At 73.1% G+C, this 14,185-nt stretch carries 12 protein-coding genes and 2 tRNA genes; all 14 read left to right on the top strand.

What is annotated here, in order from left to right; all coding sequences use genetic code 11:
- Positions 1-1,000 precede the first annotated feature (1,000 nt).
- The 14 genes from DVR05_RS20120 (at position 1,001) to DVR05_RS20055 (ending at position 14,128) form a co-directional block, all read left to right on the top strand.
- Entirely contained in the window at positions 1,001-1,246 is a 246-nt protein-coding gene (locus DVR05_RS20120; RefSeq protein ID WP_116247453.1) for a hypothetical protein, read from the top strand.
- 57 nt (positions 1,247-1,303) lie between these two features.
- Complete coding sequence (locus tag DVR05_RS20115) at positions 1,304-1,549, top strand: hypothetical protein (RefSeq protein WP_116247452.1); 246 nt, start codon at positions 1,304-1,306, stop codon at positions 1,547-1,549.
- A 12-nt stretch (positions 1,550-1,561) separates the two neighbouring features.
- Positions 1,562-1,810 (top strand): hypothetical protein, encoded by a 249-nt coding sequence (locus tag DVR05_RS20110; protein WP_116247451.1) that lies wholly within the window; start codon positions 1,562-1,564, stop codon positions 1,808-1,810.
- 12 nt (positions 1,811-1,822) lie between these two features.
- A complete protein-coding gene (locus DVR05_RS20105; protein WP_116247450.1) occupies positions 1,823-2,092 on the top strand; it encodes a hypothetical protein in 270 nt (89 codons plus the stop codon).
- Between the two features lie 129 nt (positions 2,093-2,221).
- Positions 2,222-2,713: a hypothetical protein gene (locus DVR05_RS20100; protein ID WP_116247449.1), complete on the top strand. Its 492-nt coding sequence runs from the start codon at positions 2,222-2,224 to the stop codon at positions 2,711-2,713.
- Positions 2,714-2,852: 139 nt separating this feature from the next.
- A complete protein-coding gene (locus DVR05_RS27525) occupies positions 2,853-4,190 on the top strand; it encodes a DUF2397 family protein (protein ID WP_232832233.1) in 1,338 nt (445 codons plus the stop codon).
- A 6-nt stretch (positions 4,191-4,196) separates the two neighbouring features.
- Entirely contained in the window at positions 4,197-5,576 is a 1,380-nt protein-coding gene (locus DVR05_RS20090; protein WP_116247448.1) for a TIGR02678 family protein, read from the top strand.
- On the top strand, positions 5,530-10,101 hold the full coding sequence (locus DVR05_RS20085; protein ID WP_116247447.1) for an SbcC/MukB-like Walker B domain-containing protein: 4,572 nt from the start codon (positions 5,530-5,532) through the stop codon (positions 10,099-10,101). The genes DVR05_RS20090 and DVR05_RS20085 overlap by 47 nt, the downstream gene beginning before the upstream one ends.
- 82 nt (positions 10,102-10,183) lie before the next feature.
- The gene (locus DVR05_RS20080) at positions 10,184-12,298 is read left to right on the top strand and encodes an AAA family ATPase (protein WP_198659257.1); all 2,115 of its coding nucleotides are present in this window, start codon (positions 10,184-10,186) and stop codon (positions 12,296-12,298) included.
- A gap of 262 nt (positions 12,299-12,560) precedes the next feature.
- Positions 12,561-12,636: transfer RNA gene (locus DVR05_RS20075), tRNA-Thr, on the top strand.
- Positions 12,637-12,734: 98 nt separating this feature from the next.
- Positions 12,735-12,810, top strand: a tRNA-Met gene (locus DVR05_RS20070).
- Positions 12,811-12,923: 113 nt separating this feature from the next.
- Positions 12,924-13,073, top strand: coding sequence for a 50S ribosomal protein L33 (gene rpmG, locus DVR05_RS26695; RefSeq protein ID WP_158613006.1), 150 nt, complete (start codon positions 12,924-12,926; stop codon positions 13,071-13,073).
- A 150-nt stretch (positions 13,074-13,223) separates the two neighbouring features.
- The gene (locus tag DVR05_RS20060; RefSeq protein ID WP_116247445.1) at positions 13,224-13,664 is read left to right on the top strand and encodes a MaoC family dehydratase N-terminal domain-containing protein; all 441 of its coding nucleotides are present in this window, start codon (positions 13,224-13,226) and stop codon (positions 13,662-13,664) included.
- Positions 13,665-13,705: 41 nt separating this feature from the next.
- The gene (locus tag DVR05_RS20055) at positions 13,706-14,128 is read left to right on the top strand and encodes a MaoC family dehydratase (RefSeq protein WP_116247444.1); all 423 of its coding nucleotides are present in this window, start codon (positions 13,706-13,708) and stop codon (positions 14,126-14,128) included.
- The last annotated feature ends 57 nt before the right edge of the window (positions 14,129-14,185 follow it).

Below are 14,185 nucleotides of genomic sequence, written 5' to 3'. Positions count from 1 at the left end.
CTACCGCAGACAGGCAGCCCAAGAATCATGACAAAACGGATCTACAACTGGAGTACCGGGGTGCTGACCAGCCAGGACGGGGGTTGTGTGAGTTCTGTGGGTTCTGCGGCGGCAGGCTCAGGGAGAGGACTGCTGGTTCCTCGCCGCAAGTCCCACCAAGATCACGAGTCGAATCCCTGAGACGGTGACTGACGGCCGAACGGATCGGCTCGCGGGTGATCCGTCGTAGGCCGATCGGGAGTCGGCGGAGGGCGTCTGAGCGCCTCCGGTGGAACCACCATGGAACGTCCGGCTTGGAACACCCTCCGAACCGGACGTATGCGCAGGTCAGAGTGACGAAGCGGGGCAAAGTGGGAGAGTTCTGTAAATCCGTCGGCTTTGCCTTCCAAGGTTCGAATCCTTGACCTGCCACACGGGGAGAAGGCCCCGGTGACCAGCGGACACGCTGGTCACCGGGGCCTTTCGCGTGTCCGGGGTCCCGTGTCCCGGCGAGAGTGGTGTGCGTCACTCTCTGTGAGCCCTGGCGGGCCCTGGAGGCCGCCGTCGTCACTCTCGGTGGATTCGGCCGGTCGCGGATGGATCGCGATGCCGTCACGGGAAAATCACGCTGAGCGATGGACGGCTCGTGGGGGTCGGCCGCTTCCCGCCGTGTGGCCGCACGTCGCTGATCTGCGGTTTCTCCGGCGGAGCGGGGGATCCGGGGGTGGGGGAGCGGGGGGTGTGCGGGGATTCGTGGCTTTGGCGCTCTTCGTCTGTCCTGAGGGTCTTGGCGGGGGAATAGCGAGCCAGGTCGCTGTCATGGGTCCGTGCGGGCTTTGGTGATGATTCGTTCCCTGCGCATAAAGAATGTCGCGGACAATACGGACAAATTGCTTTCCGGGTTTCGGCGTTGACAAAAAACGGGGGGCGGATGATGATTGCCCCAGTCCACCGCGACACAGGTGCAAGAGCGCCTGCGTCTTTTTCTGTCAACACCTCGCTTTGATTCTCGGGGGAAGTCATGATCAAGAAGATGGCTGCTGCTGGCCTGGTCGCCGGTGCCGCGATGGGCGCGATCCTCACGGGGGCTCCCGCTTACGCCTCCCACGGTGGCGACCAGCAGTTCAACCAGAACCTGCAGGTGGTTCCGATCCAGTCCTGCAACCTGACCGGCAGCGTCGGCCTGGTTGCCGTCACCATTCCGATCCTGTCGCCGCAGACCACGGGCGACTGCGTCAACGGGCCCGTCGGCACCAACATCAGCTAGTCGCCGGCAATTCGCCAGACCGAGACAGTTCACAATCTTTTCTGAAGGGTAATGCAAATGCTGCGTAAGCTCGGTGTTGCCGGCCTCATCGCTGGCGCCGCTTTCGGCGTGGTCCTCTCCGGTTCCCCGGCCTCGGCCTCGCACGGCGGTGACCAGCAGTACAACCAGAACCTGCAGGGCATCCCGGTCCAGCTCTGCAACACCAGCGCGGCCGTCGGCCTGGTGGCCGTCAACGTCCCGGTCCTGTCGCCGCAGACCACCGGCGACTGCACCAACGGCCCGGTCTCCACCAACATCCACTAGGGGTTTACCGACATGCTGCGCAAGATCACCACCGCCGGCGCCGTCGCCGGTATTGCTCTGGGCGCCGTCCTGGCCGCCACGCCCGCCTCCGCCTCGCACGGCGGCGACCAGCAGTTCAACCAGAACCTGCAGGTCGTTCCGGTCCAGCTCTGCAACACCGAGCTGACCGTGGGTCTCCTGGCCGGTGTCAACATCCCGATCCTGTCGCCGCAGACCACCGGCGACTGCGTCAACGGGCCCACGCACACCAACATCGACTAAGGAGAACCAGCGATGCTGCGTAAGCTCACCGCGGCCGGTGCCATCGCGGGGATCGCGTTCGGGGCGGCTCTGGCGGCCTCCCCGGCCTCGGCCTCGCACGGCGGCGACCAGCAGTACAACCAGAACCTGCAGGTCGTTCCGGTCCAGCTCTGCAACACCAGCGCGGCCGTCGGCCTGGTGGCCGTCAACGTCCCGGTCCTGTCGCCGCAGACCACCGGCGACTGCACCAACGGCCCGGAGAGCACCAACCTGAGCAACGAGGACAGCGGGTACGGCTTCTAGCCCACCCGCGTGTGGCGGGGCCGTTGGCCCCACAGTGACGGAACAGAGCGGTTCGGAGGCCCCCCGGCGTGTGCTGGGGGGCCTTCTCGCTGTTCAGGGGCATGATGGGGTCCCACGGAGGAGGTCGGAATGAAGCGTGTCCTGCTGAGCGGCATCGCCCTTGCCCTGCTGACGGCCTGCGGACAGCAGGTGACCACACCCGAGGAGATCGAGGAGGGGGAGACCTCCCCCGACGACGGCGGGACGCCCTACTCCGACGGGGGGGACGGCGGAACCTACGTGTTCAACCGCTACGGCGATCCCGAGGGGTACGACGACCAGCGGCCCACGGACTACGTCGCCACCGAGTTCACCACCTTCGGCCGGATGAACTGGGAGGAGTGGTCCGAGGACACCGCGCGGGGGCACGGCGAGCTCTCCGGCACCTGGTGCTTCGAGCAGAACTGCGTGGACGACCCCTACGAGGTGGACGTCGAACTCTCCGACCCGACGGAGGTCGGCGGCACCACGTACTTCTCGACCTACACGGTCAGCGACCCCGACGGTGACATGCCCGCCGACGTCCGTGAGGCGATGGAGTCCGCCGACGGCGGCCGGTTGGACCTGCCGCCGGAGGAGTGAGGCCGTGACCCGGAATCGGGCCAAACTTCCGAAAAAGTGCATAGTCCCTGCTCAGGGCGGGTGATGGGGGTGGCTCGGTCGGACCATGCGGGGCCGAATCGGGCGTGGCGTGTCCGGGAGGTCTCTACTCTGCTGAGTTGTGGGACTCAAGCAACGTCCGGAGGACGGCACGCACGACGGACACGGCGCCGGCGACCAGCCGACGCCACGGCACGGCCGCGCGGCCCTGCTGCGCCTGGCCTCCTGGTTCGAGGAGGCCGACCCCGACCGCGCCGACGCGCTGGCCACCGCCGCCTACGGCCTGCACGCCTCCCTCCACCTGGGGGGCCGCGTGGACGACGGCGTCGCCGCCACGACCAGCTGGTGGCAGGCCGACCCCGACCGCAGTCCGGTCACCGAACGCCCCGGCACCCGCCCGCCCGAACCCGTCCGCGACCACCGCGCCCAGCGGGCCCGGCTTCGCGACGCCGCCGAGTCCTCCGCCCACTGGCGCCGCGCGGGCGCCGCGCAGGTGCGGTCCCTGCTCACCGAACCCACGGGGGTCCGGGCCAGCCTGGACCTGTCCGGGGCCGGGATGGAGGTCCTCATGGAGCTCCTCACCGCGGCCCTCGGTTCCGGTGACGCCAGCCGACGGCCCACGTCCGCGGGGGACCTGGAGTTCTCCCTGCGGCTGCACGTGGTCCCCGAACCCGGGGCCGAGGTCACCGTCCTGGGAGAGGGCGGCGAGCTGACGCTGGAGGGGCTGCGCCTCTGCGTCACCCCCTACGACCAGCACGTCGTCGAACTCCCTCCCCTGCCCGAGCCCGGCACCCGGGAGCCGTCCGAGGACCGTGCGGGAGGGGAGCCTTCCCAGACGCGGGAGAGCCCGGTGGGTCAGGGGGACCAGGACCCCTCCGAGCCCCGGGAGAACCCGGCGGACCGGACGCCTTCCGAGATCCTGGTGAACCCGGTGGGCCGGGAGGCTGCCGAGACGTGGGAGGGTGAGGGGACCCAGGGACTCCAGGAGACCCGTGCGGACTCACCGGCCCAGGATCCCTCCGGACCCCAGGAGGCTCCGGCCGCCCAGGGGGAGCCCGAGACGCCGGAGGCCGACACACCTCAGAAGATCCAGGAGACCCCCGAGTCACCCGATCCTCGGGAGGACCCGGTGGAGTCCCCCGACCCCCGGGACACCGTGGCGCACGAGGAACCCCCCGGCGCCGACCGAGCCTCGGCGTCCCCGCACCCCCGCCAAGCCGCCCAACCCCAGACCGCCACGGAGCTCCTCACCTCCCTCCTGCCCCAGGACGTCGCCGCCCCCCGGCAGGACCACGGGGCCCCCGACACCGCCACGGCCGCACCCCCCGCCCCCGAGAGCCGGCCGGACGACGGGGACGCCCCACCCCCCCGGAGCGCCCCGCCCCCGGCGAGCGGCGACCCCGACAACGAGACCACCGGACCGATCGACCTGTCCGCGCACCGGCGCGACGACCACTAGACGGGGGTGAAGGAGACGGACACCTACAGCGAGGACGCCGCCCTCATCGGCGAGCGCCAGGCGGCCGCCCGCGCGCTCATGGCGTGGCCGCTGATCACCGCGCGTACCCACCCGGCCGAGTTCGCTCTGGTGCGCTCGCACGCCGAGTGGCTCATCCAGCGCTTCCACCGCGTGCTCGGCTACCGGCTGACCGTCGCCGACGACCACGCGCGCCTCGCCAAGCGCGGCCTGGTCACCGAGGTCACCCGGCCCCACACCCGACACACCGGCGCCCGCTTCACCCCGCGTGTCCACACCTACCTGGCGCTGTCCCTGGCGGTGCTGGTGGAGGAACCGACGGCCGTCCCCGTCCGGACGCTCGCCGCCCGGGTCCGCGCCGCCGGACGGGAGGCCGGTGTCGACGCCGACCCCGCGCGCGGACTCGGGGAACGCCGCGCGTTCTGCGCCGCCCTGACCCGGCTGGTCGACCTCGGCGCCCTCACCGAGGTGTCCGGAACCATCGCCGACCACCGCGCCGACGCCACCGCCGACCCCCTCCTGCACCCGGAACACCAGGTACTCCGCTCCGTCGTCGCGCACCCGCCGCACGCGGACGACACCCCCGACACCTTCCTCGCGGAGGCCGACGACCCCGACCCCTCCGGTGACCAGGCGGGGGAGATCGCCCTGCGCCGCCTGCTCGCGGAGACCGCCGTCGTCTACCGCGAGGAACTCCCCGACCGCCAGCGTGACCGGCTCGCCGCCCACCAGTGGCGCGCTGCCGCCGCCCTCGGCAACCTCCTCGGCGTCGACACCGAGGTCCGCGCCGAGGGCGTCGCACTCGTCTCCCCCGACGAGGCCGCCCCGCACGCGGCCTTCCCCTCCGACGACCCCGTCGGCCAGACCGCTCTCGCCCTGATCCGACACCTCTCCGGCCGCCTGCACCCCGGCCGACCCGCCACCGCCGTCCCCGTCCCCGAACACGAACTGGACACCGCCCTCGACGTCCTGTGCGCCGAGGGAACCCCGGAACGGGCCGAGTGGGCCCGCACGGCCGGACCGGAGATCCCCGACCCGGACCGGCTCCGCGCGCGGGTGCTGACCCTGCTGGTCGACCTCGGCCTGCTCGTCGGCGCCCCCGGCCACCGACGGCTCACCGCCGCGGCCGCCCGCTACGGCGCCGACGTGGACGAGCGCGTCCCCCGGATCCAGGACAATGACGACAACAGCCGGACACACCCCGACGAAACGAGTGGCGCCGACCCCGGCGCGCCCGGGGTCGGCGCCGACCCCCACGGTGATCTGAGCCGCGTGGCGTCCGTGTTGCAAGCGGTGGCGAACGAGAAGGTGAGCGCGACCAGTGGTGACCCAGGAGACGAGTCAGACCCCCGGAACGGTTCCGACTGACCCGGCCAGCACCCCCCGCTACCGTCTCGAACGGGCGGGCATCCGCAACGTCTGGCAGTACGACGACCAGGTCCTCGACTTCGCCGAGGGGCGGCTGCTGCTGCGCGGCCGCAACGGCGCGGGCAAGTCCAAGGCACTGGAGATGCTGCTGCCCTTCCTGCTGGACGGGGACGTCCGCCGCCTCGACACCACCGGCACCAACCGCACCAGCCTGCGCTGGCTGATGGCCGACGGCCCCCGGACGGGCCGCGGCCCCGACCCCGAGGAGACCGGCCCCGACCTGCTGGGCGGCACGGCCCGGACCGAACCCGACGACCAGGACGAGGACCCCGACGGCACCGGCCCCGCCACGCGCCTGGGCTACCTGTGGGTCGAGTTCACCACCGCGCGGGGCGACCGCGGGCTGGACGCGGCCGGACGGGGTACCGCCCCGGAACGGGACGACCCCGCCGACGGCCCGGACACCCCGCCCCGCCACCTCACCCTCGGCGCCGCGGTCCTGGCCGTCGGCGACGCCGACCCGCGCTGCGTGTTCTTCGTCACCGAGCGCCGCGTCGGGTACGACCTGGAGCTGGTCACCGACGGCCGGCCCAAACCCGTCGACCGCCTCCGCTCCGAACTCGGCGCCGACCACTGCTTCACCAGCCCGGTCGCCTACCGGGCCCGCGTCATGAGCGCCCTCTTCGGCCTCGACGACTCCGTCCGCTACCGCAACCTCGTCCACCTGCTCTACCGCCTGCGCAGGCCCACCATCGGCGACCGCCTCGAGGCCGGGGAACTCGTCAGCGTCCTGTCCGAGGCCCTGCCGCCGATGGACGAGACCGTCCTCGACGAGGTCGCCCGCAACATCGCCGACCTCGAACAGGCCCGCGCCGAGAAGGACGCCCTCACCCGCGCCGACGCCGGGGTCGCCGACTTCCTCACCGACTACCGCGGCTACCTGGTCCACGCCCTGCGCGCCCGCGCCACCGCGGTCCGCGAGCGCCTCGACGCCTGCGCCGAGCGCACCGCCGAGGCCGACCGTCTGCGCGCCGAACTCGACGAACTCGTCACCGCCGAGGGCCGTGTCTTCGAGGAACGCGACCAGGCCCGCCGCACCCGGGACACCGCCAACGCCGACGCGGGCACCCTCGCCGCCGCCGGGGGCGGGGGAGCCACCGCCACCGACAACGAACGCCGCGCCTACGACGCCGCCATCGGCGCCTACATCCGCGCCGCCGAAGCCGCCTGGGTCGCCGCGGAACACGCCGAACGCACCGAGGACCACGCCGTGGAGCGGCTCGGCGAGGACACCAGGGCCATCGAACGCGCCCTCGACGTCCTCCGGCAGACCCACGCCGAGGCCACCCGCGCCGCCGTCGCCGCCGGGATCGACCCGGCCGCCCTCGGCCGCGTCCCCGACACCGACGCCCGCGTCCACGCCCCCCGGGAGAGCACCACCCGCGTCGACCTCCAGGGCCTGGAACAGGCCGTCGAACGGCCGCCCGTCGACGGCATCGACCTCGAGGCCCTGCGCGAGCACCTCGGCCGGCTCCACGACCGGTACACCTCGGCCGCCGCCCTCGCCGACGCCCGCACCGACGCCGCCACCCGCCTCACCGGCCTCACCACCGCCGAGGCCGCCGCCGACCGCCGCCTGGTCGCCCTCACCAGCGAGGCGGAGAGCGCCGAGGCCCACCTCGAACAGGCGCACACCCGCGAACGCGACGCCATCGCCCGCCTGCGCGAGGAGAGCGCCGACTACGCCGAGGGCGTCCGCGCCTGGGCCGCCCGCCTGCGCGACTCCAGCCACGCCCACGCCCTGGGCGAGGCCATCCACGAACTGGAGGGCAGCGTCGAACTGCCCATCAGCGAGGACCTGCGCGTCCTGGCCGCCGACGTGCCCGCCACCGTCTCCCGGCTGGCCCACGCCGCCGTCGACCCGCTCCTGGAGGAGCTGCGCGCCCGCCGCGACGTCGCCGTGGGGGAGGAGGGCCAGCTCTCCGACGAACTCCACGAACTCGCCGACCGCCGCACCCGGAGCGCCGACCACGCCCCCGAGCGCCCCGCCTGGGCCACCCACCCCCGCCCCGACGGGGAGGGCGTCCCCTTCCACCTCGCCGTCGACTTCGCCGAGACGCTCACCGACGAACAGCGAGCCGGACTCGAGGCCGCCCTGGAGGCCAGTGGACTGCTCACCGCGTGGATCCGCGCGGACGGCGCCCTCCACGACCCCGCCACCCGCGACGTCGTCCTCACCCCCGCGCGCCCCGCCAAGGGCCGCACCCTCCTCGACGCCCTCGTCCCCGTCGCCTCCCCCGACACCGGGGTCAGCCACGACACGCTGCGTACGCTGCTCTCCTCCATCGCGCTGCGCTCCGAGGCCCAGGACGCCGCCGAGGACTCCGAACCCAAGCACCGCCGCGACACTGCGGTCGCCACCGTCAGCTCCGTGTCCCTGGGCGGCGGCTGGCGCCTCGGCGTCGCCTCCGGGACACACCACAAGTCCGAGCCCGAGTTCATCGGAGAGGCCGCCCGCAAACGCGCCCGCGACCGCCAACTGGCCAACACCGAACGGCGCCGGGCCATCGCCGAGGCGCTGCTGTCCGAGGCCGGGGAGCGCCGCTGGGCCGTGGAGAGCTCCTACGCCGAACTCCTGGAGATCTCCCGCGACCTCCCCGACCCCGCCCCGCTGGTCCGCGCTTGGGCCACCCTCGACGTCGCCCGGGCCGACGTGGCCGCCGCCCGCCGCGCCCACGACATCGCCCAGACCGCCGCCGACGAGGCCCGGGCCGAACTCCTCGACATCCGCGCCCGGCTCCGCGAGGCCGCCGCCGCCCACGGAGGGGCTTCGACGCACCCGCTCCCGACCGTGCGCGCCGAACTCGACAGCACCCTGCGCGCCCTCGACCACCTGCGCGTCCTGGTCGCCACGGCGCTGCGCGACCTCGACGTCCTGGCCTGGGGCCTGGCCGACCACGAGCGCCACCTCGCCGCCTGGGGGCGCGCCCGCTCCGACCGGATCCTGGCCGAGGACGTCCGGGCCGCCGCCATCGACGACATGATCACGGTCCGCCGTCAGATCGAGCTCGGCGACCGCGCCCGCGGCGTACCCGAGGAGCAGCTCGACGTCGCCCGCGAACAGGTCCGGGCCCGGGCCGAGGAGGCCGCCGCCCGCCTGCCCGAACTCGAACGCGCGGCCCAGCGCGCCCGCGACGACCGGGTCAGCGCCGAGGCCCGCCTCGCCGCCGCCGCCCGGGAACGGGCCGAACAGGTCCGTCTGGCCCTCGCCAGTGGGGACGCGCTCGTCTCCGCCGTCACGACCGGTTCCGGGACCTGTGGCGACACCCCCGACGCCGTCCTGCTCGGCGCCGCCGGTCTCGCCGCCTGCGCGGCCGCTGACGCGCCCCTGGCCCGCTACCTCGCCGCCCGCGCCGAGAGCGCCGTTCCGGCGGACGGCGCCGACGCCCCGGCGCCCGAGGCGGCCTCCGGCGCGCCGCCCGGCCCCGACGCCCGCCTCGCCCTGCTGGAGGACTTCGTCACCCAACTGGAGGAGGGGCTCGCCGAGCAGGACGACGTCGCCGAGGTCGACGACAGCGCGATCCTCGGCAGCCGCGAGGAGCTGCGCCGCCTGCTCGCCTCGGTCGGCTGGTCCCAGACCCGCACCGAACTCAGCGAACCGCGCGGACTCAAACGGCTCACCGTCCACGACGAGGACGGCGCCCACGACGTCACCGCCTACGCGGAACGCCTCACGGCCGCCGCCGCGCGCGCCGAGGAGACCGTCGCCATCGCCGAGGAGGAGGCCTTCGAGCGGCACCTCCTCGGCGAGCTCGCCGGCCACCTCTCCCGCCAGATCGACGAGGCGCGCCGCCTCATCGCCACCATGAACGGGGTCCTCAAGGACGTCACCACCTCCGCCGGTCTCGGCGTCCGCCTGGACTGGGACCTGGCCCCCGACGCCGGGGCCGACGTGGAGGCCGTCGTCCCGCTCCTGGCCACCCCGGCCGAGAAGCGCACCCGGGTCCAGACCACCCGCCTGCGCGACGCCCTGCGCCGCTGCATCGAGGCGATCCGTCGACTCGACCCCACCGCCACCGGCGGCGCCCAGCTGCGCGCGGCCCTGGACTACCGCTCCTGGTTCGCCTTCACCGTCTACGTCACCGACAGCAGCGGCCACGAGCGCAGGCTCGGCCACCGGACCGCCCTCAGCCAGGGGGAGCAGCGGGTCGTGGCCTACCTGGTGCTGTTCGCCGCCGCGGCCGCCCAGTTCGACGCCCTCGGCGCCCACGCCCCGTGGGCGCCGCGGCTCATCCTGCTCGACGACGCGTTCGCCAAGGTCGACGAACCCACCCACGGGCGCCTGCTCGGCCTGCTCGTCGAACTCGACCTCGACTTCGTGCTGACCTCCGAACGGGTGTGGGGCTGCTTCGCCAGCGTGCCGAGCCTCAACATCTACGAGTGCCTGCGCGACCCCGACGTGCCCGGCATCGCCACCCTGCACTTCACCTGGGACGGGAGCAGGCGCAGGCTGGTCGGGGTGTGAACGGGGAGAGAACGGGGGGAAGTTCGGGCCGTACTTCCCTCTCTGTCCTAATCTGCTTGTGCAGGATCGACAACGGAGCGGGGTGGCGCAGGTGACTCGGGGACCCGAGGCGTTCGACGACCGGGGACGGCACGACCGCCATGCCCCACCGCCCGTGGACGACCCCGTCACCGAGGGGCTCCTGGACGAACTGGCGGGGTCGGGGCTGCCCGCCGAGGTCCGTTCCTGGGTCACCGCCGCCCTGTGGGGCGACGAGGCCCTGACGGCCCTGCTGAACGGCGAGCGCATGCCCGACGCCGCCCAGGGCGCCGCACCCGGACCCGAGAGGCGCCCGGCGGGCCCGGTCCGCCGCGCCTACCTCACCCGGATCCGGGTGCAGGGTTTCCGCGGCATCGGCCGCCCCGCCGAACTCACCTTCCCGCCCGGCCCCGGTCTCACGGTCATCGTGGGCCGCAACGGCTCGGGCAAGTCCAGCTTCGCCGAGGCCGCCGAGGCCGCCCTGACCGGTCGCAACCCCCGTTGGGACGCCATGCCCACCGGGTGGCGCGACGGGTGGCGCAACCTCCACTACGACGAGCGCACCGAGGCCACCGTCGACCTGCACATCGCGGGCGACGACGGCCCCACCCGGGTCAACCGGCGCTGGACCGGGGAGAGCGTGCGCTCGGCACGCGGCGAGGTGGTCCACCCGGACGGGGAGACCGCCCCGCTGCGCACCCTCGCCTGGGGCGAGCACCTCGTCCGCTACCGGCCGTTCCTGTCCTACGACGAACTCGGCCGCACCGTCACCGGGCGGGCCGCCGAACTCTACGACACCCTCACCGCCCTGTTGGGCCTCACCGGCCTCGCGGAGGCCGAACGGAGGCTGGCCCGGGTGTGCGACGGCTTGGTCAAGCGCCGTGACCGACCCTCCCGCGAACTCAGGTTCCTCCTGGAGGCGCTCCAGGACTCGGACGACCCCCGCGCCGCCCGCGCCGCCCAGCTCCTGACGGCGCCGCACCTGGACCTGGACGCGCTGCGCTCGATCGCCGCCGACGACGGCCCGAGCGACCCCGCCCTCCACACCGTCCTGCGCCGACTGCGTCGGCTCTCCGTCCCCGAACGGGTCGTGATCAACGACGTCGTCAACGAGCTCCGCGGCGCGGCGATGGAGCTCGCGATGGCCGCCGGGACCAAGGGCGACCACGCCCACGGCGTCGTCCGCCTCCTGGAACAGGCACTGGAACACCACCAGCGCCACCCCACCGAGACCACGTGCCCCACCTGTTCCGCACAGGGGGCCCTGGGCCCCGACTGGGTCCGTCGGGCGGGCGCCCAGCTCCGCACGCTGCGCGCCCAGGCCGCGCCCGCCTCCGCGGCCTACGAGCGCGCCGACGCCGCGCGCGACCAGGCGCGCTTCCTCCTGGCCCCGGCGCCCTCATGGCTGCCGCCGGAGAGCGAACTGGGACAGGTGTGGGCCCTGTGGGAGTCCGGGGCGGACATCACCGACCTCGGGGAGCTGGCCGAGCACATCGAGACGGTCGGACGCAAGCTCCGCGCCGCCGCCGTCAGCGCCCGCCGCGACGCCAGCGAGCGGCTGGAGGACCCCAGCGGAGGATGGGCGCCCCTGGCCGAGCAGCTCTCCGGGTGGCTCGACGACGCCCAGGAGGCCATCGCGGCCCGGGAGACGCTGGCCTCCGCCGAGGCCGCCCTGAACTGGCTCTCCGAGCAGGCCAGGGAGCTGCGGTCGCAGCAGTTGGGTCCGGTCGCGGCCCAGGCCGAGCAGGTGTGGTTCCGGTTGCGCCAGGAGCGCCACATCGACCTCCAGGGGATGCGTCTCATCGGCCGGGGCGCCCGGCGCAGGGTCGAGGTGGACGTGTCCGTGGACGGGGTGGAGGACCAGACCAGCGCGCCCGGTCTGCTCAGCCAGGGCGAGTTCCAGGCGCTGGCGCTGTCCATCTGCCTGCCGCGCGCCCTCGTGGACGGGAACCCCTTCGGCTTCCTCGTGCTCGACGACCCGGTCCAGGCGATGGACACCGAGACCGTCGAGGGCCTGGCCTCCGTCCTGTCGGAGGTGGGACGCCACCGGCAGCTCATCGTGTTCACGCACGACACGCGCCTGTCCGACGCCCTGCGGCGGCTCGGGCTGCCCGCCGCCATCCGCACGATCAACCGCGACGCCATGTCCAACGTGTGGGTGACGGAGGGGGACGGATGAGCCCGGGGAGCCGCCCCAGGAGAGCGGTCTGGATCACATCGACGCTCTCCACGGGCTCCGCGCGCGAGGGCGTCCCGAGCCGCGAGACCGTCTCTGCGCTGGGGTTTCTCCCCCCGGAGGGGTGGGGTGCGCGCGTGGACGGGGGCCCCGTACGGGGGCGGAGGGGATTTGATTTGGCAGACCACCCCCGAAGACCTGTATAGTCATGACCAGCGCAAGGGGGCAACGCCCCCGGGGCGGACGAGAGAAAGCCCCACAGCGCGCCCCTTTAGCTCAGTCGGCAGAGCGTCTCCATGGTAAGGAGAAGGTCTACGGTTCGATTCCGTAAAGGGGCTCCACCACTTGAAGCGGTCCGGTCCACTCAGGTGGGTGGCCGGTGGAGCGACTACCGGCCTGGCACCGGGAACGGTCAGCAGTGACCGTCCCCACCGATCGGGGCGGAGTAGCTCAGTCGGTAGAGCAAGCGGCTCATAATCGCTGTGTCGTCGGTTCAAGTCCGGCCTCCGCTACCAACCCGCTGACCCCTGAGGCCATCTCAGGGGTCGACGCGGGCCCTTTGCAGTGTTCACTGCGCACCAAGTACCGTCTCCAGCGAGAAAGGCACTCCGAAGTGGCTGCCACCGACGTGAGGCCGAAGATCACCCTGGCCTGCCAGGAGTGCAATCACCGGAACTACATCACGCGTAAGAACCGTCGGAACACCCCCGACCGTCTCGCGATCAAGAAGTTCTGCCCGAACTGCCGCAAGCACAACGAGCACCGCGAGACCCGCTGAGTCCCGTCGTGTGCCGTCGCCCGCCCGCGGGCGCGTGTGAGCGGTGGCTCCGTTCGACTTAGACTTCCGGCCCGGCGAGCGATCCGCTCGCCGGGTTGTTCGTGTGTCCGGGGCCCCTCCCCGGGCAAGGAGGACCAGGAGAGGGAGACCGTGGCGATCAACGCCGAGTACGTCGGCCGGGAGTACCCGGCGCCGGAACCCTACGAGGTGACCCGAGGCAAGATCCGCGAGTTCGCGGAGGCGATCAACGACCCCAACCCGGTCTACGTCGATCCCGGGGCGGCCAAGGCCGCCGGGTACCCCGACGTGATCGCGCCGCCCACCTTCCCCGTCATCCTGGGCATGGCCGGTTCCGCGCAGGCCGTCGCCGACCCCGACCTGGGGGTGGACTTCTCCCGCGTCGTCCACGGCGACCAGAGCTTCCACTACACCCGCCCCCTGCACGCGGGCGACGTCCTGACCGCCGTCACCCGGATCGCCGACGTCAGGACCCTCGGCGGCAACGGGATGCTCACGCTGGAGACCGTGGCCACGGCGGCCGACGGCGAGCACGTCGTCACGGCGGGCATGATGCTCGTCGTGCGCGCCTGACCAGGACCCTTCCGACGACCAGGAACGTGAGGAACGCGACCGTGAGCCTGCGCCACGCCGACGTCGAGGTCGGCACCGAACTGCCCGAGCGGACCTTCCGGGTCCGCCGCCTGGACCTGGTCCGCTACGCGGGCGCCTCGGGCGACTTCAACCCCATCCACTGGAACGAGCGCTTCGCCAAGTCCGTCGGCCTGCCCGACGTGATCGCGCACGGCATGTTCACCATGGCCGAGGCGGGGCGGGTGCTCACCGACTGGACCGGGGACCCCGGCTGCGTCGTCGACTACTCGGTGCGCTTCTCCGCGCCCGTCGTGGTTCCCGACGACGACGAGGGCGCCGAGATCACCGTCGGCGGCAAGGTGCGGGCCAAGAACGACGACGGTACCGTGAACGTGCTCCTGACGGCGCGTTCCGGCGGCGCCAAGGTACTGGCCAAGTCCACCGCCGTCGTCCGCCTGGCCTGAACGGCGGGCCCGCCCCACCACCGTGTCGCGGCGGCAGTGAAGCAGTGAGGTAGAACC

Origin of the sequence: Nocardiopsis sp. FIRDI 009, from assembly GCF_003386285.1 — a bacterium.
GTDB lineage: Bacteria > Actinomycetota > Actinomycetes > Streptosporangiales > Streptosporangiaceae > Nocardiopsis.
This window is presented reverse-complemented; position numbering and strand designations above follow the sequence as displayed.

Bases quoted from the DNA above. Each gene is read 5' to 3' on its own strand.
- DVR05_RS20120 (WP_116247453.1), top strand. From the start codon at position 1,001: ATGATCAAGAAGATGGCTGCTGCTGGCCTGGTCGCCGGTGCCGCGATG.
- DVR05_RS20115 (WP_116247452.1), top strand. From the start codon at position 1,304: ATGCTGCGTAAGCTCGGTGTTGCCGGCCTCATCGCTGGCGCCGCTTTC.
- DVR05_RS20110 (WP_116247451.1), top strand. From the start codon at position 1,562: ATGCTGCGCAAGATCACCACCGCCGGCGCCGTCGCCGGTATTGCTCTG.
- DVR05_RS20105 (WP_116247450.1), top strand. From the start codon at position 1,823: ATGCTGCGTAAGCTCACCGCGGCCGGTGCCATCGCGGGGATCGCGTTC.
- DVR05_RS20100 (WP_116247449.1), top strand. From the start codon at position 2,222: ATGAAGCGTGTCCTGCTGAGCGGCATCGCCCTTGCCCTGCTGACGGCC.